Origin of the sequence: Stenotrophomonas sp. CASM106, assembly GCF_049384825.1 — a bacterium.
GTDB classification, from domain to species: Bacteria; Pseudomonadota; Gammaproteobacteria; order Xanthomonadales; family Xanthomonadaceae; genus Stenotrophomonas; species Stenotrophomonas muris.
In genome coordinates this window covers 24,169-48,019 of record NZ_JBMRFS010000013.1, presented here as the reverse complement: position 1 = coordinate 48,019, position 23,851 = coordinate 24,169, and the positions used below count along the sequence as shown (strand labels likewise).

General features: G+C 65.0%; 14 protein-coding genes and 4 tRNA genes. 15 read left to right on the top strand and 3 right to left on the bottom strand.

The window, feature by feature from the left end:
- Nucleotides 1–79: 79 nt before the first annotated feature.
- From VG556_RS20635 to VG556_RS20625, 3 genes are all read right to left on the bottom strand, one after another.
- Nucleotides 80–1,300: an EAL domain-containing response regulator gene (locus tag VG556_RS20635; protein WP_111144282.1), complete on the bottom strand. Its 1,221-nt coding sequence runs from the start codon at nt 1,298–1,300 to the stop codon at nt 80–82.
- Entirely contained in the window at nt 1,297–4,068 is a 2,772-nt protein-coding gene (locus tag VG556_RS20630; protein ID WP_049406781.1) for a response regulator, read from the bottom strand. Before VG556_RS20630 ends, VG556_RS20635 begins: the two co-directional genes overlap by 4 nt.
- Nucleotides 4,069–4,231: 163 nt before the next feature.
- The gene (locus VG556_RS20625; RefSeq protein WP_100449371.1) at nt 4,232–6,970 is read right to left on the bottom strand and encodes a TonB-dependent receptor plug domain-containing protein; all 2,739 of its coding nucleotides are present in this window, start codon (nt 6,968–6,970) and stop codon (nt 4,232–4,234) included.
- Nucleotides 6,971–7,139: 169 nt separating this feature from the next.
- Here VG556_RS20625 and VG556_RS20620 point away from each other — a divergent pair, with 169 nt between their 5' ends.
- From VG556_RS20620 to rpoC, 15 genes are all read left to right on the top strand, one after another.
- Nucleotides 7,140–8,159 (top strand): cyanophycinase, encoded by a 1,020-nt coding sequence (locus VG556_RS20620; protein ID WP_100449380.1) that lies wholly within the window; start codon nt 7,140–7,142, stop codon nt 8,157–8,159.
- A gap of 109 nt (nt 8,160–8,268) precedes the next feature.
- Nucleotides 8,269–9,285 (top strand): isoaspartyl peptidase/L-asparaginase family protein, encoded by a 1,017-nt coding sequence (locus tag VG556_RS20615; protein WP_100449372.1) that lies wholly within the window; start codon nt 8,269–8,271, stop codon nt 9,283–9,285.
- A gap of 137 nt (nt 9,286–9,422) precedes the next feature.
- Nucleotides 9,423–9,508: transfer RNA gene (locus tag VG556_RS20610), tRNA-Tyr, on the top strand.
- A gap of 24 nt (nt 9,509–9,532) precedes the next feature.
- Nucleotides 9,533–9,606, top strand: a tRNA-Gly gene (locus VG556_RS20605).
- Nucleotides 9,607–9,655: 49 nt separating this feature from the next.
- A tRNA-Thr gene (locus VG556_RS20600) sits at nt 9,656–9,731 on the top strand.
- Between the two features lie 41 nt (nt 9,732–9,772).
- The gene (gene tuf / locus VG556_RS20595) at nt 9,773–10,963 is read left to right on the top strand and encodes an elongation factor Tu (RefSeq protein ID WP_014036096.1); all 1,191 of its coding nucleotides are present in this window, start codon (nt 9,773–9,775) and stop codon (nt 10,961–10,963) included.
- Between the two features lie 102 nt (nt 10,964–11,065).
- A tRNA-Trp gene (locus VG556_RS20590) sits at nt 11,066–11,141 on the top strand.
- A gap of 49 nt (nt 11,142–11,190) precedes the next feature.
- Nucleotides 11,191–11,604, top strand: coding sequence for a preprotein translocase subunit SecE (secE, locus tag VG556_RS20585; RefSeq protein ID WP_014646044.1), 414 nt, complete (start codon nt 11,191–11,193; stop codon nt 11,602–11,604).
- 10 nt (nt 11,605–11,614) lie between these two features.
- On the top strand, nt 11,615–12,175 hold the full coding sequence (nusG, locus tag VG556_RS20580) for a transcription termination/antitermination protein NusG (RefSeq protein ID WP_004154362.1): 561 nt from the start codon (nt 11,615–11,617) through the stop codon (nt 12,173–12,175).
- Between the two features lie 258 nt (nt 12,176–12,433).
- The gene (rplK, locus tag VG556_RS20575) at nt 12,434–12,862 is read left to right on the top strand and encodes a 50S ribosomal protein L11 (RefSeq protein WP_004145248.1); all 429 of its coding nucleotides are present in this window, start codon (nt 12,434–12,436) and stop codon (nt 12,860–12,862) included.
- Nucleotides 12,863–12,866: 4 nt separating this feature from the next.
- Nucleotides 12,867–13,565 (top strand): 50S ribosomal protein L1, encoded by a 699-nt coding sequence (gene rplA, locus VG556_RS20570; RefSeq protein ID WP_014646045.1) that lies wholly within the window; start codon nt 12,867–12,869, stop codon nt 13,563–13,565.
- Between the two features lie 386 nt (nt 13,566–13,951).
- Nucleotides 13,952–14,488, top strand: a complete 537-nt coding sequence (rplJ, locus tag VG556_RS20565; RefSeq protein WP_010480377.1) for a 50S ribosomal protein L10 — start codon at nt 13,952–13,954, stop codon at nt 14,486–14,488.
- Nucleotides 14,489–14,551: 63 nt separating this feature from the next.
- On the top strand, nt 14,552–14,920 hold the full coding sequence (gene rplL / locus VG556_RS20560) for a 50S ribosomal protein L7/L12 (RefSeq protein ID WP_014646047.1): 369 nt from the start codon (nt 14,552–14,554) through the stop codon (nt 14,918–14,920).
- A 329-nt stretch (nt 14,921–15,249) separates the two neighbouring features.
- Nucleotides 15,250–19,404 carry a DNA-directed RNA polymerase subunit beta gene (rpoB, locus tag VG556_RS20555; protein WP_014036099.1) on the top strand — a complete coding sequence of 1,385 codons (4,155 nt, stop codon included), beginning with the start codon at nt 15,250–15,252 and terminating at the stop codon, nt 19,402–19,404.
- A gap of 89 nt (nt 19,405–19,493) precedes the next feature.
- Entirely contained in the window at nt 19,494–23,717 is a 4,224-nt protein-coding gene (rpoC, locus tag VG556_RS20550) for a DNA-directed RNA polymerase subunit beta' (RefSeq protein WP_049405436.1), read from the top strand.
- Nucleotides 23,718–23,851: the final 134 nt, after the last annotated feature.

Sequence of the window (23,851 nt, the reverse complement as noted above, 5' to 3'; positions counted from 1 at the left end):
GAGGGACATCCGCCACCGCTGCACAGACAGGATCGTCAATGCCACTTGATGATTTCGTGAAGCGGACGTGGAATCCGTGTCAGCGCAGGGCGGCTCGCGGCGACTCGTCCAACTGCGGCGCTTCTTCGTCCAGCAGGCGGGTGAACTCGTCCGACGGCAGCGCCTGCGAGATCAGGAAGCCCTGCACTTGGCTGCACCCCAGCTGGCGCAGGGCAGCCAGGTCGGCATCGCTTTCCACGCCCTCTGCCACGATGGTCAGGCCCAGCTGGTTGGCCAGCGCGATCACCGTCGACAGGGTCAGGTGCAAGGCCGGGTCGCGCGCGCATCCGCTGACCAGCGCGCGGTCGATCTTGACCTCGGTGAAAGGGGTATTGACCAGGTTGTGGACCGAGCTCAGGCCCTGCCCGAAATCGTCCTGGGCCAGGCCGAAGCCCTTCATGCGCAGGCGGCAGGCGCCGGCATAGAAGTCGCTGACGTGCCGCGTGGTGCTGTTTTCCATCAGTTCGAAGCACAATTCACCGGGCGTACCGCCGTTGGCCAGGGTCAGTGCCAGCAGTTCGTCGGGCAGGTCCGACTGCTCCAGCAGGTGAGGGGGCAGGTTGATCGATACCGGTACCCGGAACCCTTGCTTGCGCCAGCGTGCCTGCGCGCTGATGCTGGCCTTGAGCATCATCCGCAGCAGATCGCCCTCCAGCCCGTAGCGGCAGATTGCCGGCAGGAAGCTGCCAGCGGCCAGCGTGCCCAGCTGCGGATGTCGCCAGCGCACCAGTGCTTCGGCCGCCACCACGCGTCCTGACTGCAGTGACTTCTTCGGTTGGAACCAGGCCGTCAGGCTGCCATCGGCCATGGCCTGGCGCAGCTGCGATGCATCCGGTTCGGGCGCAGCCGCCGCGCGCGTAGGGGCCTCGCCGGCGGCCGGACGCGCCTGCGCCAAGGCCTCGAACAGGGCGTCCACATCGGCGGCCGCCACCGGCTTGGGCAGCAGGCCGACCACATCCAGCCCCAGCGATTCGGCCATCAGCCGTGCCGAGGTCATCATCCGCCGCGGGGCCGCGCTGACCACCGCGAGGCGTGGCGGGCGCGGCTGTTCCGCCAGCGCCTGGATGAACTGGATGCCGTCCTGCCCGGGCATCAGCAGGTCGCTGACCACCAGGTCGTAGGGCTGGCACGCACACAGCGCGATGGCCGCATCCACGTCTTCGCAGGCGTCGACCTGCACGCCTGCGTGGCTGCCGAACAGATTGGCCAGGAAACCACGCTGGAAGGGCTGGTCTTCCAGGATCAGGACACGCTGGGTCATGCGGGGTCTCCTTGGCGCAGTGAGGTGAGCGCCTTGCGCAGGCGTGCGATGTCGATGGGTTTGCTCAGGTAGCCCTGCATGCCACTGGCCAGGCAGCGCTCGCGCTCCTCGGCAGTGGCATTGGCGGTGGCGCCGATCACCGGCACCGGGTTGCCGTCCTCGCGCAGCTGCCGGGCCAACGCGTGGCCGTCCATGCGCGGCATGTTGATGTCGGTCACCACCAGGTCGAAAGACTGCTCTCGGCATCGCTGCAGGGCTTCCACGCCGTCCTGTGCCAGCTCCACGTCGCAGCCGAGGGTGCGCAGCTGCTCGGCCAGGATCACCCGGTTGATCGGGTTGTCTTCGACGGCCAGCACGTGCAGGCCCAGCGGCATCGGCGTTGCCGCGCGCGATGTTTCCGGCAGCGCCGCACGTTGCTGCTGCACGTTGGCCAGTGCATTGCCGATCGCGGTCATCCCATGCAGGGTCACCACCAGGCTGCCATCGGCGGCAACGGTGGGCTGGTCGCCGCCGTCGATCGATGCCACCACGCGAGGGCCTGCCCAGGCCAGCGGCATCCCGGCCTCGCCGTCCATCAGGATCGCGCCGTCATGGTCCAGCAGTGCAGGGTCGCCCTGCAGGGGCTGTGCGTTGGCACCCCAGCGACGCAGCCAGCCGCAGGCACTGTCGACCAGTTCGCGATCACGGCCGCGCACCAGGATCGGCGGCTCCGGCAGCAGGGTCGGGCCATCCTCGGCGGCGGCCAGCACCGGCAAGGGCAGGCGCACGCTGAAGCTGCTGCCCAGGCCGGGCTCGCTCACCACCTGCAGCTCGCCGCTCATCAGGCGCACCAGGCGGTCGCTGATGGACAGGCCCAGCCCGGTGCCCTGTGCACTGGCCGCGCCACGGACCTGGCGGAATGGTTCGAACAACCGCGCCTGTTCCTCCGCGGCGATGCCCACGCCGGTATCGGTGACCTGCCAGGCGAGCACGCTCGATTCACCTTCGCGCTGTACCTGGCGCACGCGCAGTACCACCCGGCCATGCTCGGTGAACTTGATCGCGTTGCTGAGCAGGTTGCCCAGCACCTGGCGGATGCGGTCGGCATCACCCAGCACGCGCGTGGGCAGGCGCGGGTCGGTGCAGACCAGGATCTGCAGGCCCTTGCAGGTGGCCGAGGCAGCGAAACTGCGCAGCACGCTCTCGGTCAGCTCGCGCGGCGAGAACGGCGCCGGCTCCAGGCTGAGCTGCCCGGATTCGATCTTGGAAACATCCAGCACATCGCTGATCAACTGCAGCAGGACCGATGAGGAACTCTCGATGGTGCGCAGGTACTGCGACTGCCGGGCGTCCAGCGAGGTGTGCCCGAGCAGCTCCAGCGTGCCCAGCACGCCGTAGAGCGGAGTACGGATTTCATGGCTCATGGTGGCCAGGAACGCGCTCTTGGCCTGGTTGGCCGCATCGGCGGCCTGGCGTGCCGACGACAGCGCGGCCTGTGCCTGGCGGTGCCGGGAAATGTCATGGAACACGCACAGCAGCACGTCGTCGCCCTGGTAGCGGCAGGCCGCGTGCAGCACCTGCAGCTGACGACCGTCGCGGGTGGTGAATTCCAGTCCACGCCCGCGCTCGCCGGCATGGCCGCGCCATGGCGCCTGCCAGTCGCTGTGTTCGCCTTCTTCGCCAAGCCAGTCGCGTAGCAGCTGGTTGGAGAGCAGCAGCGCGCGGTCGCTGCGGCGCAGGACGCAGATGCCGACCGGCGCCATGTCGATCACCGTCGAACTGAAATCCAGGTTCTCCAGCAGCCTGCGCTGTTGCTGCAGGGCCGGCTGGATCAGCTGGAGGTCCACGCGATGCCGCAGCAGGCGCAGCGCGACGCCGGCCAGCAGCAGCAACAGCGCGCAGACCAGCAGCGGCACCGCCAGGTCACCCAGCAGCAGTTGCGACGGCAGGTGGTAGACCAACCGCCAGCCGTCGTTGCCGACACTTTTCACCAGCGCTACACCGCGCGGAAGCCCGCCACTCCACAGCGTGCCGAAGCTGTCGTCCTGGCGTTCCCGCAGGGTCTTCCAGCCCGCACCATCCAGACGCGGGGTCTGGCTGGACAATGCCGGCTGCCCCGCACGGTCGAGCAGCGCATAGCCGCCGATGCCCTGGCCGTCGATCATGCTCGCCGCCGCCGCGCCATCGAGCAGCAGCACCAGCCACTGCGTCGGATGCGGGCCGGCCTGTACCGGCTGCGCCAATGCAACGCCACTGTCACCCGGGCGCAGCCAGTGCACCGGGTCGGCCGCCTCCAGGCTGCCGCTGCGTGCCTGCAGCGCACGCAGCGATGGCAGGTGCGCCAGGTCCACGTCGACCTCGCCGCCGGCCAGCCAGTGCGTGCCGTGCGCATCGACCAGCAGCAGATGCGTCTGCAGTGCCTGCAGCGTGTGTTCGGCGCGCGCTGACAACAGCAGCCGCTGGCCCGGTTGGCCGCCAGCACCATCCAGCGGCACCTGGCGCATGCCTTCGCTGTCCGCCGCAGGTGCATCCGGGTTGCCCCTCACCACCGAATCGCCCAGATAGCGCAGCAGGGCTTCGCGCTGGTCGAAATAGATCTGGGCCCTGTAGGCCGCTGCATTCATCTCGCGGCGATGGGTCGAGATGTCCTCGGTGAATGCCGTGAGCAGGTAGAAGCCGGCCGCGGCGGCCAGGCAGACGAAGACGCACACGGTCAGGCAGCGCAGCAGCACCGACGCGGTGGTCGATGGCACGGCCTGCTGCAGCGAAGGGCGGGGGAAGCGGAACATGCAACGATGCTAGGGAGCGGCGCGCGCGGCGCGGAATCAGCTGTTTCCTAAAATCCCCGGCTGGCCGGTCGGGCCGGAGCCTGCGCGCGGGTACCGTTCAGGCGGCGGAAAAAAAGAACCCCCGCCGAAGCGGGGGTCTCCTGTATCTGTGCTGGCCGGGCGCTTACAGCGCGCTGCCACCGAACTTGTGGGTGTACTGCAGGTTGATCGTGCGCCCCACGCTGTCGAACCAGGACACGTCGTAGTACGGGTATGCAGTGTAGGTACGGTCCTTCGGCGGCATCTTGTTGAACACATTGACCACCGACAGCGACAGGCGCGAGTGGTCGTCGAAGCGGTACTGCAGCGAGGCGTTGTAGCGATAGGTCGCCTTCACGTACGGGCTGTCGCCGCTGTCCCAGTCGAACACCTGGTCGTAGCTGTCCGAGGTCGGCAGCTTGCCCAGGCGCGAACCGTACACCGTTGCCGACCACGCATCCTTTTCCCAGGTCACGCTCAGGCTGGTCTTGGTGCGTGGGATGTCGAAGCCGCTGTTCACTGCGAACTGGTCTTCGGTGCGGTCGCCCGGGTAGCGCTGGAAGTCATGCTTCTTCACCCAGGTGTGGGTGCCGTTGAAGATGAAGTCGCCGATGCCCGTCTGCAGGCGGTAGCGCAGGCCGACGTCGATGCCGGAGGTGGATTCGCGGGCGACGTTGATCGGCGCCACGCGCACGCCATACAGGCGCCCGTCGTTGCTGCGGGTGATGCGGGCGAGTGCATCCACGCAGGTCGGCGAGGTGATGTCGGCGCTGCCCAGGCGGCAGTTCGCTTCGTTGGCCAGGATCGTGCGCACGTCCATGTCCTGCACCTGGTCGCGCATGTCGATGTCGAACCAGTCCACCGACAGGTCCAGGCCGACGGCCGGCGACCAGACGAAGCCGGCACTCCACGAGGTGCTGGTTTCCGGGTCGAGCTGGCGGTTGCCGGTGCGGCTGCGGATCAGGTTGCGCTCGTAGTCGGCGCAGTCGGTGGCGCCGTCGGCGCGGCAGCTGTACAGGTCTTCGGCGGTGGTCTCATCGTTGCCCGGGCCGGCGAATACATAGTGCAGGTCCGGCGCACGGAACGCGGTGCCATACGAACCGCGCACCAGCAGCGTGTCGATCGGGCGCCATTCCAGGCCACCGCTCCAGGTCGCCTTGCCGATGGTGTGGCCGGCATAGCGGTACTGGTCGTAGCGGCCGGCCACGCTCAGGTTGACCGTTTCGTGCAGCGGCATGCGCAGCTCGGCCGCCGTAGCCCAGCGGTTGCGCGAACCTTGGCCGTCCGAATCCTTCCAGCTGTAATAGTAGTACTGGGTCGCCAGCGGATCAGGATTGAGCGAGTACGCCTGCTGGCCCACTTCCACGGTCGCGGCGAAACCGGCGTCACCGCCGGGCAGGCCGAACAGCGCGGAATTGGTCAGAGTGAATGCCGCCGTCTCCGTGCGCGACTTCGGCGTGTAGGTGGTACGCGCGGCGATCGAATCGTACTCGGCGCGGGTCAGCGGCCGGTACAGGCGTGACGGGTCGGCGTTGTAGATCGGGAAACCGTCGTCATCCACGCCCAGCTGCGGGCCGAGGAACAGGTCATTGGCCTTGGCGGCGATGATCTGCGCCCAGCTGATCCGCGACTGGTACTGCGAATGGCTCAATGCCGCTTCGTAGTCCCAGTTGCCGGCCAGGTTGCCCTTGAAGCCGGTGGTCACGCTGAAGGTCTTCTGCGTGCTGCGCACCATGGCATTGCGCAGGCCACCCATTTCCTCGGGCGAGAACTGGCGCTGCCAGAACTCGATCTCGCCGGTGGCTTCGTTGTTGAAGTAGCCCGACTCATCGCCGTTGGCGTCCATGCGGCCCCACTTGGTGACGTCGCGCATCAGCGACATCGTGTGGTAGCCCAGCTGCACGTCGGCGAACCACTGCTGGCCATTGTCGAAGTCATGGCTCAACGACGCGTAGCCGTTGGCACCGCGGCGCTTGCTGAGGATGGTGCCGTAGCCGATCGAGCTGTCGCTGCCACAGTAGTAGCCGTACTTCGGGCGGTAGGCGCGGTAGGTGCTGCCCTGGTTCTGGCCGGACAGCGCTTCGCAGGTGGCGGCGCCGGGGTCCAGATAGTCATCGTTGTAGTCGGTGCGCAGGTACGCACGGCGCGCGATGCGCGAACCCTCGGTGGGGCCGTCCTGGGTCGAGTCCTGGATGTCGCGCTCATAGGCCCACAGCGGCGTCTGCGACTGCAGTTCGACGCTGTATACCGCGTTGAAGTTGCCACGGCTGAAACCGCTGGCGATGCTCATGTCGAACGACTCGCCACCGCCTTCAGTGGTGGTGCCCATGCGCATGTCGATCGTGGTGCCGTCGGCCTTCTTCTTCAGGATGAAGTTGACCACGCCGGCGATCGCGTCCGATCCATAGATGGCCGAGGCGCTGCCGGTCAGTACTTCAATGCGCTCGATCATCCCCAGCGGAATGTTGGAGACATCGGTGAAGTTGCTGCGGCCCTTGAACGGCATCGGGAAGTCGGCGATACGGCGGCCATTGACCAGCACCAGCGTGTGGTTCGGGCCCAGGCCGCGCAGGTCCACCTGCTGGGCACCCGGCGAGAAGTCGGCGCCGCTGGAAGACTGCTGGCTCTGCGTCTCACCGCCGTTCTGGGTCATCGCACGCAGCACGTCCGGCACGCTGGTGAAGCCACTGGAGCGGATCTGTTCGGCGTTGATCACCGTGATCGGGGCGGGGCCTTCCACCTGGGCGCGCGGAATGCGCGAACCGGTGACCTGCACCGCGTCCAGTTGTTGTACCGGAGAGGACGTCGGAGCCTGGGCGGCCGCGGAAGCAGCCACACCCATCAACGCTAGCTGGATCGACCACGCCATCGCCTTTCTACGCATGAGGAATTCTCGGAAATGAAGCCGGCCCGCAGAGGAGGGGCCTGTCCCCCATTCAGATTTCCGGAATGGGCGCGCGCATTTAACGCCTTTTTTATGTCCTTGACTACTGGGTCCCTATCTGGCAAAGAGTGAAAACGCTTGCAAGTCGATTTTGTTCAGGGAGATCAAGATGCGACGCGTTCACCGGACCCTGCGTACCCCTGTTGCCTGGCTGGCGCTGCTCATGCTGGCCTGGCCGTCGGCCGCGCCCGCGCAGGATCTGCAGGGCCCGGGCTTTTCCTACTACGAGGTCGGCGACCTTGAGGCCCCACGTCCCGGGCCGCGTGCATCCGCGATGATGCTGATGGGCGGTGGCGAGTGGGTGCCGGATGCCTTCCAGTGGTGGTTGAAGCAGGCAGGCAATGGCCGTGTACTGATCCTGCGTGCCTCCGGTGGCAATGAACTGCAGGACCGCCTGTACCGCGAGATCGGCGGCACCACCGCGGTACAGACGCTGGTCTTCGACAGCCGCCGCGGTGCCGATGATCCAGCCGTGCTGCGCGTGGTCGCTGCGGCCGATGCCATCTTCATTGCCGGCGGCGACCAGTCGCGCTACATCCGCTTCTGGAAGGGCACCGCACTCAACCGCGCGCTCAACGCCCATGTACGCGCCGGCAAGCCGATTGCCGGTACCAGCGCTGGCCTGGCCATCCTCGGCGGCTATGCCTATGGCGCCATGGATGGCGGCAGCATCAGCTCGGCCGGTGCGCTGGCCGATCCGATGGGCAGCGCAGTCACCATGGACAGTGGCTTCCTGCAGATGCCCTACCTGCAGCGCGTGGTCACCGACACCCATTTCGACAAGCGTGACCGCCTTGGCCGCCTCATCGTGTTCGTGGCACGCGCCGCGCAGGACAGCGGCGACCCTGACATCGTCGGCATCGGCGTTGATGAGGACACCGCCCTGTGCGTGGAGCCCGATGGCCAGGCCCAGGTCTACAGCGCTGATGGCGAGGGCAAGGTCTGGGTGGTCAGCCCCGGTCGTGATGCCGATCGCCTGGTCGAGGGCGAACCATTGCGCTTCCATGCCGTTCCGGTGACCGTGGTCGCCAGTGGCAGCCGTATGCGCCTGGACGATTTCCAGGCCGAGGCCGACTACCAGGCCGTGGCCGACATCAGCGACGGCCAGATCGAGTTCACGCTTCGGTAGCGCCGGCCGCTGGCCGGCAACTCACTTTCCCTGAGCTGATGCACCCCTTGCGGCCAGCGGCCGGCGCTACCCTGCAATCCATTCCCTTGTCCTGCTGGAGACGTACCTGATGAAACTGCGCCTGGCGCTGTCCGCGCTGCTGTCCTTTCCATTGATCGCCCAGGCCGCCCCGGCTGCGTCGCCATTGCTGGTCATCCATGGCGGCGCCGGCGTCGAACGCAAGGACCTGTCGCCGGCCGAAGAGAAGGCTGCGCGCGATGCGTTGCGCGCCGCACTGCTGAAAGGCCATGCCGAACTGGCGGCCGGTCGTCCGGCGCTTGCAGCGGTCACTGCGGCAATCACCGTGCTGGAGGACGATCCGACCTTCAACGCTGGCAAGGGCGCAGTGTTCACCCATGACGGCCACAACGAGCTGGATGCGGCGGTGATGGACGGTGCCACCCAGGCAGCAGGTGCGGTGGCCGGCGTGCAGCGGGTGCGTAACCCGATCCTGCTGGCGCAGACCGTGATGCAGAAGTCCAGGCACGTGATGATGGTAGGGCAGGGTGCCGAAGCCTTCGCGGTGGAGCAGGGCATTGCTCTGGTTGATCCCTCCTACTTCCGCACGGAGAAGCGTTGGCAGCAGCTGCAGCGCGCGCTTAAGGAAGAGGTCAATGGCCAGGCCCATGCCGACCTGGAGACCGCAAAGCACTTCGGTACCGTCGGTGCGGTCGCGCTGGATGCGCAGGGGCAGCTGGCCGCCGGCACCTCCACGGGCGGCATGACCAACAAGCGCTATGGCCGGGTGGGTGACTCGCCGATCATCGGCGCCGGCACCTGGGCCGATGCGCGCTGTGCGGTGTCGGGCACCGGCTGGGGCGAGTACTACATCCGCACCGCGGCCGCGCACGAGATCTGTGCGCGCATGCGCTACCAGGGGCAGAGCCCGGAGCAGGCCGGCAAGGGCGTGATCAACGAGACGATTCCGCAGATGGGCGGCGACGGTGGTGCGATCGTGCTTGCCGCGGACGGCAGAATGGCCACGCCGTTCAACACCCAGGGCATGTATCGGGGCTGGATCGGCGCCGACGGAGTCCCCCATGTCGCAATTTTCGCCAGCGAGACCCTGCCGGTCCCCGGTCAATAACCTTGCGTATCAATGGGTTTGCGACAACGTGTGAAAAAGATGGAAAAAAGCGTTGACAGCCCCCCGTCCCATCAGCAGAATAAGCGGCTCACCACCACACACCGCAACGCTTCGGCGGCAACGGAGTGGGGTGGTAAGGAGGGATACCCAAGCGGCCAACGGGGGCAGACTGTAAATCTGCTGGCTTACGCCTTCGGTGGTTCGAATCCACCTCCCTCCACCAGTTTCACGTTGTGACATTCCCGGCGCGGGAGTAGTTCAATGGTAGAACCGCAGCCTTCCAAGCTGATGGTGCGGGTTCGATTCCCGTCTCCCGCTCCATTGAATGAACTTTGAATCTTATCGAGTTCATGTCATAATGCAAAACTCGGCTCACGTAGCTCAGTCGGTAGAGCACTTCCTTGGTAAGGAAGAGGTCGAAGGTTCGATTCCTTTCGTGAGCACCATCTTAAGCATCACCTCTCAGACGAATTCGAGATAAGCAGCCATGGCCAAGGGTAAGTTCGAGCGCACCAAGCCGCACGTCAATGTCGGCACCATCGGTCACGTCGACCACGGCAAGACCACGCTGACCGCCGCACTGACCAAGATCGGTGCCGAGCGCTTCGGTGGCGAGTTCAAGGACTACTCCTCGATCGACGCCGCGCCGGAAGAAAAGGCTCGTGGTATCACGATCTCGACCGCGCACGTCGAATACGAATCCCCGATCCGTCACTACGCCCACGTTGACTGCCCGGGCCACGCTGACTACGTCAAGAACATGATCACCGGTGCCGCCCAGATGGACGGCGCGATCCTGGTGTGCTCGGCCGCTGACGGCCCGATGCCGCAGACCCGTGAGCACATCCTGCTGTCGCGCCAGGTCGGCGTGCCGTACATCGTCGTGTTCCTGAACAAGGCCGACATGGTCGACGACGCCGAGCTGCTCGAGCTGGTCGAGATGGAAGTGCGCGAACTGCTGAGCAAGTACGAGTTCCCGGGCGACGACACCCCGATCATCGCCGGTTCGGCCCGTCTGGCGCTGGAAGGCGACCAGAGCGACATCGGTGTGCCGGCCATCCTGAAGCTGGTCGACGCGCTGGACAGCTGGATTCCGGAGCCGGAGCGTGCGATCGACAAGCCGTTCCTGATGCCGGTGGAAGACGTGTTCTCGATCTCGGGCCGCGGCACCGTGGTGACCGGTCGTATCGAGCGCGGCGTGATCAAGGTTGGCGACGAAATCGAAATCGTCGGCATCCGTCCGGTGCAGAAGACCACCGTGACCGGCGTTGAAATGTTCCGCAAGCTGCTGGACCAGGGTCAGGCAGGCGACAACGCTGGCCTGCTGCTGCGCGGCACCAAGCGTGACGACGTCGAGCGTGGCCAGGTGCTGGCCAAGCCGGGCACGATCAAGCCGCACACCAAGTTCGAAGGCGAAGTGTACGTCCTGTCGAAGGACGAAGGCGGCCGCCACACCCCGTTCTTCAACGGCTACCGTCCGCAGTTCTACTTCCGCACCACCGACATCACCGGCGCAGCTGCGCTGCCGGAAGGCGTCGAAATGGTGATGCCGGGTGACAACGTCAAGATGGTCGTCACCCTGATCAACCCGGTGGCAATGGACGAAGGCCTGCGCTTCGCCATCCGCGAAGGCGGCCGTACCGTCGGCGCCGGCGTGGTCTCGAAGATCATCGAGTAAGCCTGCAGTACCGGTGGTTGCATAGCGCCGCCGGTTACGCGAATGGCGGGCCGGGAACCTCGGTCCGCCTTCGCCGTCTAAGGGAAGGCAAGTTTTCGACGTACGCCAGTAGCTCAATTGGCAGAGCAGCGGTCTCCAAAACCGCAGGTTGGGGGTTCGAGTCCCTCCTGGCGTGCCATCTGCCCACCTTACCCAGCGGCCTGCGCCGCTAAAGCAGACACAGCCGGATGAATAGCAAGATCGAACACTCCAAGGACAACTCCGCCAATGGTGGAGATATCGTCAAGTATGTCGCCGCATCGTTGCTGGTGCTGGCCGGTCTGTTCGTCTGGTTCTGGTTCTCCGCCGACTCCGGTCGCGCCGCCCAGCTGGGTGCGTGGGCGGGTCAGGTGCGTGCGTTGGCGGTCGTGGTCGGTCTGGTTGGCGGTATCGGCGTGTTCATGCTGACCGGCAAGGGGCGCGACACCCGCGAATTCCTCTCCGAGTCGCGCTTCGAACTGCGCAAGGTGGTCTGGCCGACGCGCCAGGAAGCCATCCGCATGACCTGGGTCGTGATCGTCGTGGTGCTCATCCTCAGCCTGCTGCTGGGTGGCTTCGACTTCCTGATCCAGAAACTGACTCAGTGGTTCCTGAGCCGCTAAGGAGAATTGCATGAAGCGTTGGTACGTCGTTCACGCCTATTCGGGCTTCGAGAAGTCGGTGGCGCAGGCCCTGCGCGATCGCATCGTCCGTGACGGCATGGAAGAGCGCTTCGGCGACGTCCTGGTCCCGACCGAAGAAGTGGTCGAGATGCGCGCTGGCCAGAAGCGCCGCTCCGAGCGCAAGTTCTTCCCGGGTTACGTGCTGGTCCAGATCGAGACCCACGAAGAAGCCGGTATTCCGCGCATCGACAACGAAAGCTGGCACCTGGTCAAGGAAACCCCGCGTGTGATGGGCTTCATCGGCGGTACTGCCGATCGTCCATTGCCGATCGCCGATTCCGAGGCCGAGGCCATCCTGAACCGCGTTCAGGAAGGTGTCGAGAAGCCGCGTCCGAAGGTGCTGTTCGAGCCGGGCCAGATGGTCCGCGTCACCGACGGTCCGTTCAATGATTTCAATGGCGTCGTCGAAGAAGTCAACTACGAGAAGAGCCGTCTGCGCGTCTCGGTGCTGATCTTCGGTCGTGCGACCCCGGTCGAGCTCGAGTTCGGCCAGGTCGAAAAGGCCGTCTGACCTGTCTGTAGCGTCGAGCATGGCTCGGCGTCGGACCAGAAACCGGGCCTGGCCCGGTTTCGTTCGTTTACCTGCCGCTTCAGGCATGTGAAGAAAAAACCTGTTATAGTGCGCGGCTCCCTGCTGGGAAAGCCAGCAGAACGAGGCCGCCGCTAGGTGGCCTTCAGCATGATTTCAAAACGCGATGCCGGGACGCGTGATTCCCGGTCCGATGGGGAGCCTGTTGTCGAAAGGCGCTAGCACCCGGAGAGCACTCACATGGCAAAGAAAGTTGTCGGTTACATCAAGCTGCAGGTGAAGGCCGGTCAGGCCAACCCCTCGCCGCCGGTCGGTCCTGCGCTGGGTCAGCGTGGTCTGAACATCATGGAATTCTGCAAGGCGTTCAACGCTGCCACGCAGAAGCTCGAGCCGGGTCTGCCGGTTCCGGTGATCATTACGGCCTACTCGGACCGTACGTTCACCTTCATCACCAAGAGCACCCCGGCTACCACCCTGCTGAAGAAGGCCGCTGGCATCTCGTCGGGCTCCAAGCGCCCGAACACCGAGAAGGTCGGCAAGGTCACCCGTAAGCAGCTGGAAGAGATCGCCAAGGCGAAGGAACCGGATCTGACTGCCGCCGACCTGGACGCCGCCGTGCGTACCATCGCTGGCTCTGCCCGTTCCATGGGCCTCGTGGTGGAGGGTTAATAAGATGGCACAGACCAAGCGTGAGAAGGCCATCAAGGCCGCCGTCGTTCCGGGCAAGGCGTACGCCTTCGAGGACGCGATCAACATCCTGAAGACCGCCACCAAGGCCAAGTTCGTCGAGTCGATCGACGTTGCCGTGCGCCTGGGCGTCGATGCGAAGAAGTCCGACCAGCAGGTCCGTGGCTCCACCGTGCTGCCGGCCGGTACCGGCAAGTCGGTCCGCGTCGCCGTGTTCGCTCCGGCCGGTGCCAAGGCTGATGAAGCCCTGGCCGCTGGCGCCGAAGCCGTCGGTATGGACGATCTGGCCGAGAAGATGCAGGCCGGTGATCTGAACTATGACGTCGTCATCGCGACCCCGGACGCCATGCGCGTCGTCGGTAAGCTGGGCACCGTGCTGGGCCCGCGCGGCCTGATGCCGAACCCGAAGGTCGGCACTGTTTCCCCGAACCCGGGTGAAGCCGTGAAGAACGCCAAGTCGGGTCAGGTCCGTTACCGCACCGACAAGGCCGGCATCATCCACTGCACCATCGGCAAGGCCGACTTCGCCGAAGACGCGCTGAAGTCGAACCTGACCGCGCTGCTGCTGGACCTGATCAAGGCCAAGCCGGCCACCTCGAAGGGCACCTACCTGCAGAAGGTTTCGGTCAGCTCGACGATGGGCCCGGGCGTCACCGTCGACCAGTCGTCGCTGACCCTGAAGTAATTGTTTCAAGCGGTCACGGTACCTTCGGTGCCGTGACCGTGACATTTGAAGGCATCGCTGGCAGTGCATCGCCTGCGGTAGCCGTCAAAGACCGCAGGCGCGGTCGTGGCAATACCGGCGACGGGCACGGAAGCTCGATCTGGCAAGGAGTCGCCGCCGGAGCAGTCATGAGCGCTTAATCGATTCCCCGGAATCACCCTGCGTAGATGGTGCCCTTCTGGAGTTTTTCTGGTTCACGCACGTCTGGGTTTCCCAGGTTGGCCCACTCCAGGTCTAGAACGGCCCACCCCCGGAACATCATCCCGATGTTCCCGGCGTCCAGGACGGATGCCGCACAGGACCGCACACGGCAGGAGCCGTAAGCGGAGTTCAATAGGAGGAGTGCAATGGCTCTCAATCTGTCCCAGAAGCAAGAAGTAGTCGCCGAGCTGGCAGACGTCGCCGCCAAGGCCCACTCCTTGATCGCAGCCGAATACGCTGGCACCACGGTCGCCCAGATGACCGCGATGCGCAAGCAGGCTCGTGAAACCGGTGTTTTCTTGAAGGTTGTCAAGAACACCCTGGCTTCGCGCGCCGTTGAAGGCACCGAGTTCGCAGTCGCCCAGGACCAGATGGTTGGTCCGCTGCTGTACGCGTTCTCGCTCGAGGAGCCCGGCGCTGCCGGTCGCCTGATCAAGGAAGCCGCCAAGGGCAACGACAAGCTGAAGGCTAAGGTCGTCGCCATCGGTGGCGAAGTGTTCCCGGCAAGCCACGTCGAAGTGCTGGCCTCGCTGCCGACCCGCGACCAGGCCCTGGCCATGCTGGCCCGCGTCCTGACCGAGCCGGTCACGATGTTTGCCCGCGCCATCAAGGCCGTTGGCGAGAAGCAGGGGGGTGGCGATGTCGCCGCCGACGCTGCCGAGCCGGCCGCCGAGACCGCCTGAGTTTCGACTTACCGTGGTTCCTGACGGAACCTCAACCCAGAAAATCATCCAAAGGTATTAATCATGTCCCTTACCAACGAACAGATCGTCGACGCCATCGCCGAGAAGTCCCTGATGGAAGTGATGGAGCTGGTCAAGGCCATCGAAGAGAAGTTCGGCGTCTCCGCCGCTGCTCCGGTTGCCGTGGCTGCTGCCGCTGGCCCGGCCGCTGCTGTTGAAGAGCAGACCGAGTTCACCGTCACCCTGAAGACCGCCGGCGAGAAGAAGGTCGAGGTCATCAAGGCCGTCCGCGCCATCACCGGCCTGGGCCTGAAGGAAGCGAAGGACCTGGCCGAAGCCGGTGGCGTCCTGAAGGAAGGCGCTTCGAAGGAAGACGCCGAGAAGATGAAGAAGGACCTGGAAGCTGCTGGCGCGACTGTCGAAGTCAAGTAAGCAGTTACCTTGCATCGTCACCGATTCACGGCGATGCAGCCAAGGCTGGGGGCGTAAGCCCCCGGCCTTTGGTCGTTGTTGCGGTACCGGTAGGGTCGACTGTTAGTCGACTGTTTCAAAAGCAGGAAAAAGCCCAACACGGGCTGCAGTCAAACCCCGGCAGGCCAGCGCACGGCGCGGCAGCGGGGGAGTGGTAGCAGACGAGTTGGCAGTTGGAAGTAGCGGGAGAAGGCGTGCTGGTGCCGGCAATACCAGCGACTTCCAACTGACAATTTCAAGTTCCCTTCGGATCGTGGGCGCACGATCCGCACAACAAGGTGGAAGACCTCATGACGTCCTATTCGTTCACCGAAAAAAAGCGTATCCGCAAGGATTTCGGCAAGCAGCGCTCGATTCTCGAAGTGCCGTTCCTGCTCGCCATCCAGGTGGATTCCTATCGTGAATTCCTGCAGGAAAACGTCGATCCGGCCAAGCGCACGGACCACGGCCTGCACGCTGCGCTGAAGTCGGTCTTCCCGATCGCCAGCTACAGCGGCAATGCTGCCCTGGAATACGTCGGCTACAAGCTGGGCGAACCGGTCTTCGACGAGCGTGAGTGCCGCCAGCGCGGCATGAGCTACGGCGCCCCGCTGCGCGTGACCGTGCGCCTGGTGATCTACGACCGTGAGTCGTCGACCAAGGCCATCAAGTACGTGAAGGAGCAGGAGGTCTATCTGGGCGAAATCCCGCTGATGACCGAGAACGGCACCTTCATCGTCAACGGCACCGAGCGCGTCATCGTCTCGCAGCTGCACCGCTCGCCGGGCGTGTTCTTCGACCACGACCGTGGCAAGACCCACAGCTCGGGCAAGCTGCTGTACAGCGCCCGCATCATTCCTTACCGCGGCTCCTGGCTGGACTTCGAGTTCGACCCGAAGGACGCGCTGTTCACCCGTATCGACCGTCGCCGCAAGCTGCCGGTGTCGATCCTGCTGCGCGCGCTCGGCTACAGCAACGAAGAGATGCTGGCCGAGTTCTTCGAGATCAACACCTTCCACATCAACCCGGATGAAGGCGTCCAGCTGGAGCTGGTGCCGGAGCGCCTGCGTGGCGAAACCCTGGGCTTCGACCTCGCCGACGGCGACAAGGTCATCGTGGAAGCCGGCAAGCGCATCACCGCGCGCCACATCAAGCAGCTGGAAGCCTCGGGCATCGCCGCCCTGGCCGTGCCGGACGACTACATCGTCGGCCGCATCCTGTCGCACGACGTGGTCGATGCCTCGACCGGCGAACTGCTGGCCCAGGCCAACGACGAGATCACCGACGAGCAGCTGCAGGCCTTCCGCAAGGCCGGCGTCGATGCGGTCGGCACCCTGTGGGTGAACGACCTGGATCGTGGCCCGTACCTGTCCAACACCCTGCGCATCGATCCGACCAAGACCCAGCTGGAAGCCCTGGTCGAGATCTACCGCATGATGCGTCCGGGCGAGCCGCCGACCAAGGATGCCGCGCAGAACCTGTTCCACAACCTGTTCTTCACCTTCGAGCGCTACGACCTGTCCGCGGTCGGCCGCATGAAGTTCAACCGTCGCGTGGGCCGCAAGGAAACCACCGGCGAAGCCGTGCTGTACGACAGCAAGTACTTCGGTGAGCGCAACGACGAAGAGTCCAAGCGCCTGGTCGCTGCCCACGGCGACAGCTCCGACATCCTGGACGTGATCAAGGTCCTGACCGAGATCCGCAACGGTCGCGGCGTGGTCGATGACATCGATCACCTGGGCAACCGTCGCGTGCGTTCGGTCGGTGAAATGGCCGAGAACGTGTTCCGCGTCGGCCTGGTCCGCGTCGAGCGCGCGGTCAAGGAGCGCCTGTCGATGGCCGAGTCGGAAGGCCTGACCCCGCAGGAACTGATCAACGCCAAGCCGGTCGCCGCTGCCATCAAGGAGTTCTTCGGCTCCTCGCAGCTGTCGCAGTTCATGGACCAGAACAACCCGCTGTCGGAAGTGACTCACAAGCGTCGCGTCTCGGCCCTGGGCCCGGGCGGTCTGACCCGTGAGCGCGCCGGCTTCGAAGTGCGCGACGTGCACCCGACCCATTACGGCCGCGTCTGCACCATCGAAACCCCGGAAGGCCCGAACATCGGCCTGATCAACTCGCTGGCCGTGTATGCCCGCACCAACCAGTACGGTTTCCTCGAGACCCCGTACCGCAAGGTCGTGGACGGCAAGGTCTATGACGAAGTCGAGTTCCTGTCGGCGATCGAAGAAAACGAGTACGTCATTGCGCAGGCCAACGCCCTGACCAATGCCGACAGCGTGCTGACCGAGCAGTTCGTTCCGTGCCGCTTCCAGGGCGAATCGCTGCTGAAGCCGCCGGCGGAAGTCCACTTCATGGACGTCTCGCCGATGCAGACCGTGTCGATCGCGGCTGCGCTGGTTCCGTTCCTGGAGCACGATGACGCCAACCGCGCACTGATGGGCGCCAACATGCAGCGTCAGGCCGTGCCGACCCTGCGTGCGCAGAAGCCGCTGGTGGGTACCGGCATCGAGCGCGCCGTGGCGCGCGACTCGGGCGTGACCGTGAACGCCCGCCGTGGCGGCGAGATCGTGCAGATCGACGCGGCCCGCATCGTGGTCAAGGTCAACGAGGAAGAGATCGTTGGCGCCACCGACGCAGGCGTGGACATCTACAACCTGGTCAAGTACACCCGTTCGAACCAGAACACCTGCATCAACCAGCGTCCGCTGGTCCAGGTCGGTGACGTCATCGCCCGCGGCGACGTGCTGGCCGACGGTCCGTCCACCGACATCGGCGAACTGGCCCTCGGCCAGAACATGCTGATCGCGTTCATGCCGTGGAACGGCTACAACTTCGAAGACTCCATCCTGCTCTCCGAGCGCGTGGTGGAAGAGGATCGTTACACCACGATCCACATCGAAGAGCTGACCTGCGTCGCGCGTGACACCAAGCTGGGGCCGGAGGAAATCTCCGCCGACATCCCGAACGTCTCCGAGCAGGCGCTGAACCGCCTGGACGAGAGCGGCGTGGTGTACATCGGCGCGGAAGTCCGTGCCGGCGACATCCTGGTCGGCAAGGTCACCCCGAAGGGCGAAAGCCAGCTGACCCCGGAAGAGAAGCTGCTGCGCGCGATCTTCGGCGAGAAGGCTTCGGACGTGAAGGACAGCTCGCTGCGCGTTCCGCCGGGCATGGACGGCACCGTCATCGACGTGCAGGTCTTCACCCGCGACGGCATCGAGAAGGACAAGCGCGCCCGCCAGATCGAAGAGTCTGAAATCAAGCGCGTCAAGAAGGACTTCGACGACCAGTTCCGCATCCTGGAAGCCGCCATCTACATGCGTCTGCGTTCGCAGATCGTGGGCAAGGTGGTCAACGGTGGCGCTGGCCTGAAGAAGGGTGACGTGATCACCGACGCCTTCCTGGACGGCCTGAAGAAGGCTGACTGGTTCGCCCTGCGCATGAAGGACGAGGACGCTTCGGAAGCCATCGAGCGCGCGCAGAAGCAGATCCAGGCGCACGAGAAGGAGTTCGAGCGTCGCTTCGCCGACAAGCGCGGCAAGATCACCGCCGGTGACGACCTCGCTCCGGGCGTTCTGAAGATGGTCAAGGTGTTCCTGGCCGTGAAGCGCCGCATCCAGCCGGGCGACAAGATGGCTGGCCGCCACGGCAACAAGGGTGTGGTCTCCAACGTGGTGCCGGTCGAGGACATGCCGTACATGGCCTCGGGCGAAACCGTGGACATCGTGCTGAACCCGCTGGGCGTGCCGTCGCGCATGAACATCGGCCAGATCCTGGAAGTGCACCTGGGCTGGGCCGCCAAGGGTCTGGGTCGCAAGATCCAGGCGATGATGGAAGCCCAGGCGGCGGTCGCCGACCTGCGCAAGTTCCTGGACGACATCTACAACCACGACGACACCAACGTGGCCAACCGTGTCGACCTGTCGCAGTTCAGCGACGAGGAACTGCTGCGCCTGGCCCGCAACCTGACCGACGGCGTGCCGATGGCTACCCCGGTGTTCGACGGCGCCACCGAAGCGGAAATCAAGCGCATGCTGGAACTGGCCGACCTGCCGAGCAGCGGCCAGACCCAGCTGTACGACGGCCGCACCGGTGAAGCCTTCGATCGCCACACCACCGTTGGCTACATGCACTACCTGAAGCTGAACCACCTGGTCGACGACAAGATGCACGCCCGTTCGACCGGTCCGTACTCGCTCGTCACCCAGCAGCCGCTGGGCGGCAAGGCGCAGTTCGGCGGCCAGCGCTTCGGTGAAATGGAAGTCTGGGCGCTGGAAGCCTACGGCGCGGCCTACACCCTGCAGGAAATGCTGACGGTGAAGTCCGATGACGTGCAGGGCCGCAACCAGATGTACAAGAACATTGTCGACGGTGAGCACGAGATGGTCGCGGGCATGCCGGAATCCTTCAACGTGCTCGTGAAGGAAATCCGCTCGCTGGCCATCAACATGGAACTGGAAGACAACTGATCCATGCCGGCGCGGCGGCCTCCGCCGCCGCGCCGCTGGCAGTCAACTGAAAGCCCATCGACACAGCATTCCTCCTTCTGGAGAACACCATGAAAGACCTGCTCAACCTCTTCAACCAGCAGCGCCAGACGCTGGACTTCGACGCGATCAAGATCGCGCTGGCCTCGCCGGACCTGATCCGTTCGTGGTCCTTCGGCGAAGTGAAGAAGCCGGAAACCATCAATTACCGTACCTTCAAGCCGGAACGCGACGGCCTGTTCTGCGCCGCCATCTTCGGCCCGGTGAAGGACTACGAGTGCCTGTGCGGCAAGTACAAGCGCATGAAGCACCGCGGCGTGGTCTGCGAAAAGTGCGGCACCGAAGTGACCCTGGCCAAGGTGCGCCGTGAGCGCATGGGCCACATCGACCTGGCGTCGCCGGTCGCGCACATCTGGTTCCTGAAGTCGCTGCCGTCGCGCATCGGCCTGATGCTGGACATGACCCTGCGCGATATCGAGCGCGTGCTGTACTTCGAAGCGTACGTGGTGACCGAGCCGGGCCTGACCGCCCTGGAGCGCCGCCAGCTGCTGACCGAAGAACAGTACCTGCAGGCCCGCCAGGAGCACGGTGACGACTTCGACGCCGCCATGGGCGCCGAGGCCGTGTACGAACTGCTGCGCACGATCGACCTGCAGTCGGAAATGACCCGCCTGCGCGAGGAAATCGCCGCTACCGGCTCGGAAACCAAGCTCAAGCGCCTCACCAAGCGCATCAAGCTGATCGAGGCCTTCCTGGAATCGGGCAACCGTCCGGAATGGATGGTCATGACCGTGCTGCCGGTGCTGCCGCCGGACCTGCGCCCGCTGGTCCCGCTGGATGGCGGCCGCTTCGCGACCTCCGACCTGAACGACCTGTACCGCCGCGTCATCAACCGCAACAACCGCCTGCGCCGCCTGCTCGAGCTGAGCGCGCCGGACATCATCGTGCGCAATGAAAAGCGCATGCTGCAGGAATCGGTCGATGCGCTGCTGGACAACGGCCGTCGCGGCCGTGCCATCACCGGCACCAACAAGCGCCCGCTGAAGTCGCTGGCCGACATGATCAAGGGCAAGCAGGGTCGCTTCCGCCAGAACCTGCTCGGCAAGCGCGTCGACTACTCGGGCCGTTCGGTCATCGTGGTCGGTCCGTACCTGCGCCTGCACCAGTGCGGCCTGCCGAAGAAGATGGCGCTGGAGCTGTTCAAGCCGTTCGTCTTCGCCAAGCTGCAGCGTCGTGGCCTGGCCACCACCATCAAGGCCGCCAAGAAGCTGGTCGAGCGCGAAGAAGCCGAAGTCTGGGACATCCTGGAAGAGGTCATCCGCGAGCATCCGGTGATGCTGAACCGTGCGCCGACCCTGCACCGTCTGGGCATCCAGGCGTTCGAGCCGGTGCTGATCGAAGGCAAGGCCATCCAGCTGCACCCGCTGGTCTGCACCGCGTTCAACGCCGACTTCGACGGTGACCAGATGGCCGTCCACGTGCCGCTCTCGCTGGAAGCCCAGCTGGAAGCGCGTGCGCTGATGATGTCGACCAACAACATCCTGTCGCCGGCCAACGGCGAGCCGATCATCGTGCCGTCGCAGGACGTCGTGCTGGGTCTGTACTACATGACCCGCTCGCTGGAAAACAAGAAGGGCGAGGGCATGGCCTTCGCCAACATCGCCGAAGTGAAGCGTGCCTACGACAACCGCGTGGTGGAACTGCACGCCAAGGTCAAGGTCCGCATCACCGAGGTGGTGACCGACGAAGACGGCAACAAGCAGAACAAGACCTCGATCGTGGACACCACGATCGGTCGCGCCCTGCTGGCTGAAATCCTGCCGGAAGGCCTGCCGTTCGCGCTGGCCAACACCGAGCTGACCAAGAAGAACATCAGCCGCCTGATCAACTCCAGCTACCGCCAGCTGGGCCTGAAGGACACGGTCGTGTTCGCCGACAAGCTGATGTACACCGGCTTCGCCTACGCGACCCGCGCCGGCGTCTCGATCGGCATCGACGACATGCTGATCCCGGACGAGAAGAAGGGCATCCTCACCGAGGCCGAAGCCGAAGTGCTGGAAATCCAGGAGCAGTACCAGTCAGGCCTGGTCACCGCCGGCGAGCGCTACAACAAGGTGGTCGACATCTGGTCGCGCACCAACGAGCGCATCGCCAAGGCGATGATGGACACCATCGGTACCGAGAAGGTGGTCAATGCCAAGGGCGAGACCATCGACCAGAAGTCGATGAACTCGCTGTACATCATGGCCGACTCCGGTGCGCGTGGTTCGCAGGCGCAGATCCGTCAGCTGGCCGGCATGCGCGGCCTGATGGCCCGCCCGGACGGCTCGATCATCGAGACGCCCATCAAGGCGAACTTCCGCGAAGGCCTGAACGTGCAGGAGTACTTCAACTCCACCCACGGTGCCCGTAAGGGTCTGGCCGATACCGCGCTGAAGACCGCGAACTCGGGTTACCTGACCCGTCGTCTGGTCGACGTCGCGCAGGACGTGGTGATCACCGAGGTGGATTGCGGTACCACCGAAGGCCTGATCATGACCCCGATCGTGGAAGGCGGCGACGTGGTCGAGCCGCTGAAGGACCGCGTGCTGGGTCGCGTGGTTGCCGAGGACGTGTTCCTGCCGGGCAACGACGAGGATCCGATCGTCACCCGCAACACCCTGCTCGACGAAGCCTGGGTAGCCAAGCTGGAAGATGCCGGCGTGCAGACCATCAAGGTCCGCTCGACCATCTCCTGCGAATCGGCGTTCGGTGTCTGCTCGCGCTGCTACGGCCGCGACCTGGCCCGTGGCCACCTGGTCAACATCGGTGAAGCAGTCGGCGTCATCGCCGCGCAGTCCATCGGTGAGCCGGGTACCCAGCTGACCATGCGTACGTTCCACATCGGTGGTGCGGCGTCGCGAGCTGCAGCGGTCGACAACATCACCGTCAAGACCACCGGCTCGGTCAAGTTCAGCAACCTCAAGTCGGTCGAGCATGCCAACGGCTCGCTGGTCGCAGTGTCGCGCTCGGGCGAAATCTCGGTGCTCGATGCCCACGGCCGTGAGCGTGAGCGTTACAAGCTGCCGTACGGTGCGACCATCACGTCCAAGGACGGTGATGCGATCAAGGCTGGCCAGACCGTGGCCAACTGGGATCCGCATAACCACCCGATCGTGTCGGAAGTGGCCGGCTTCATCCGCTTCATCGACTTCGTTGATGGCATCACCGTCATCGAGAAGACCGACGAGCTGACCGGCCTGGCTTCGCGCGAAATCACCGATCCGAAGCGTCGTGGTACCCAGGCCAAGGACCTGCGCCCGATCGTGCGCATCGTCGACGCCAAGGGCAACGACCTGTCGATTCCGGGCACCGACCTGCCGGCGCAGTACCTGCTGCCGCCGCGTTCGATCGTCAACCTGCAGGACGGCGCCCCGGTGGGCGTGGGCGACGTCGTCGCCAAGATCCCGCAGGAAGCGTCGAAGACCCGCGACATCACCGGTGGTCTGCCGCGCGTGGCCGACCTGTTCGAAGCGCGCAAGCCGAAGGATCCGGCGGTGCTGGCCGAGCGTTCGGGCATCATCAGTTTCGGTAAGGACACCAAGGGCAAGCAGCGCCTGATCATCAAGGACACCGATGGTTCGGAGCACGAAGAGCTGATCCCGAAGTACCGCCAGGTCATCGTGTTCGAAGGCGAGCATGTCACCAAGGGTGAAACCATCGTGGACGGCGAGCCGAGCCCGCAGGACATCCTGCGCCTGCTGGGCGTCGAGCCGCTGGCGGCCTACCTGGTGAAGGAAATCCAGGACGTGTACCGCCTGCAGGGCGTGAAGATCAACGACAAGCACATCGAGGTGATCACCCGCCAGATGCTGCGCAAGGTCGAGATCACCGATCAGGGCAGCAGCAAGTTCCTGAACGGCGAACAGGTGGAGCGTCAGCGCGTTATCGAGGAAAATGCGCGCCTGTCGGCCCGCAACGAGCTGCCGGCGCACTTCGATCCGGTCCTGCTGGGTATCACCAAGGCGTCGCTGGCGACCGAATCGTTCATCTCGGCCGCTTCGTTCCAGGAAACCACCCGCGTGCTGACCGAAGCGGCCGTCCGCGGCACCTCGGACAACCTGCGTGGCCTGAAGGAAAACGTCATCGTGGGTCGCCTGATTCCGGCCGGTACCGGCCTGGCGTACCACAGCAACCGCCGTCGCGGCGCTTCCGGTCTCACCGAGTCGGAAATGCAGACCCTGGCCGGTACCCCGGTCGCGGTCGAGGCGCCGGTGGTTGAAGCCGAAGCTGAACAGGCGTTGGGCGAAGAATGAGGTAGCCGGTCCGGCCGCAAGGCCGGACCACCCCATCGGTCCATCGATGGGATTGGGAAAGGGCAGGGGAGATCGTCCGCGATCGACCCTGTCAACCTGAACGGGGTACATGGAGGCCCCCCAGTAACGTCCCG

Bases quoted from the DNA above. Each gene is read 5' to 3' on its own strand.
- VG556_RS20635 (WP_111144282.1), bottom strand. From the start codon at position 1,300: ATGACCCAGCGTGTCCTGATCCTGGAAGACCAGCCCTTCCAGCGTGGT.
- rplL (WP_014646047.1), top strand. From the start codon at position 14,552: ATGTCCCTTACCAACGAACAGATCGTCGACGCCATCGCCGAGAAGTCC.
- rplK (WP_004145248.1), top strand. From the start codon at position 12,434: ATGGCAAAGAAAGTTGTCGGTTACATCAAGCTGCAGGTGAAGGCCGGT.
- rpoB (WP_014036099.1), top strand. From the start codon at position 15,250: ATGACGTCCTATTCGTTCACCGAAAAAAAGCGTATCCGCAAGGATTTC.
- VG556_RS20630 (WP_049406781.1), bottom strand. From the start codon at position 4,068: ATGTTCCGCTTCCCCCGCCCTTCGCTGCAGCAGGCCGTGCCATCGACC.
- rplJ (WP_010480377.1), top strand. From the start codon at position 13,952: ATGGCTCTCAATCTGTCCCAGAAGCAAGAAGTAGTCGCCGAGCTGGCA.
- rplA (WP_014646045.1), top strand. From the start codon at position 12,867: ATGGCACAGACCAAGCGTGAGAAGGCCATCAAGGCCGCCGTCGTTCCG.
- rpoC (WP_049405436.1), top strand. From the start codon at position 19,494: ATGAAAGACCTGCTCAACCTCTTCAACCAGCAGCGCCAGACGCTGGAC.
- tuf (WP_014036096.1), top strand. From the start codon at position 9,773: ATGGCCAAGGGTAAGTTCGAGCGCACCAAGCCGCACGTCAATGTCGGC.
- secE (WP_014646044.1), top strand. From the start codon at position 11,191: ATGAATAGCAAGATCGAACACTCCAAGGACAACTCCGCCAATGGTGGA.
- VG556_RS20620 (WP_100449380.1), top strand. From the start codon at position 7,140: ATGCGACGCGTTCACCGGACCCTGCGTACCCCTGTTGCCTGGCTGGCG.
- nusG (WP_004154362.1), top strand. From the start codon at position 11,615: ATGAAGCGTTGGTACGTCGTTCACGCCTATTCGGGCTTCGAGAAGTCG.
- VG556_RS20615 (WP_100449372.1), top strand. From the start codon at position 8,269: ATGAAACTGCGCCTGGCGCTGTCCGCGCTGCTGTCCTTTCCATTGATC.
- VG556_RS20625 (WP_100449371.1), bottom strand. From the start codon at position 6,970: ATGCGTAGAAAGGCGATGGCGTGGTCGATCCAGCTAGCGTTGATGGGT.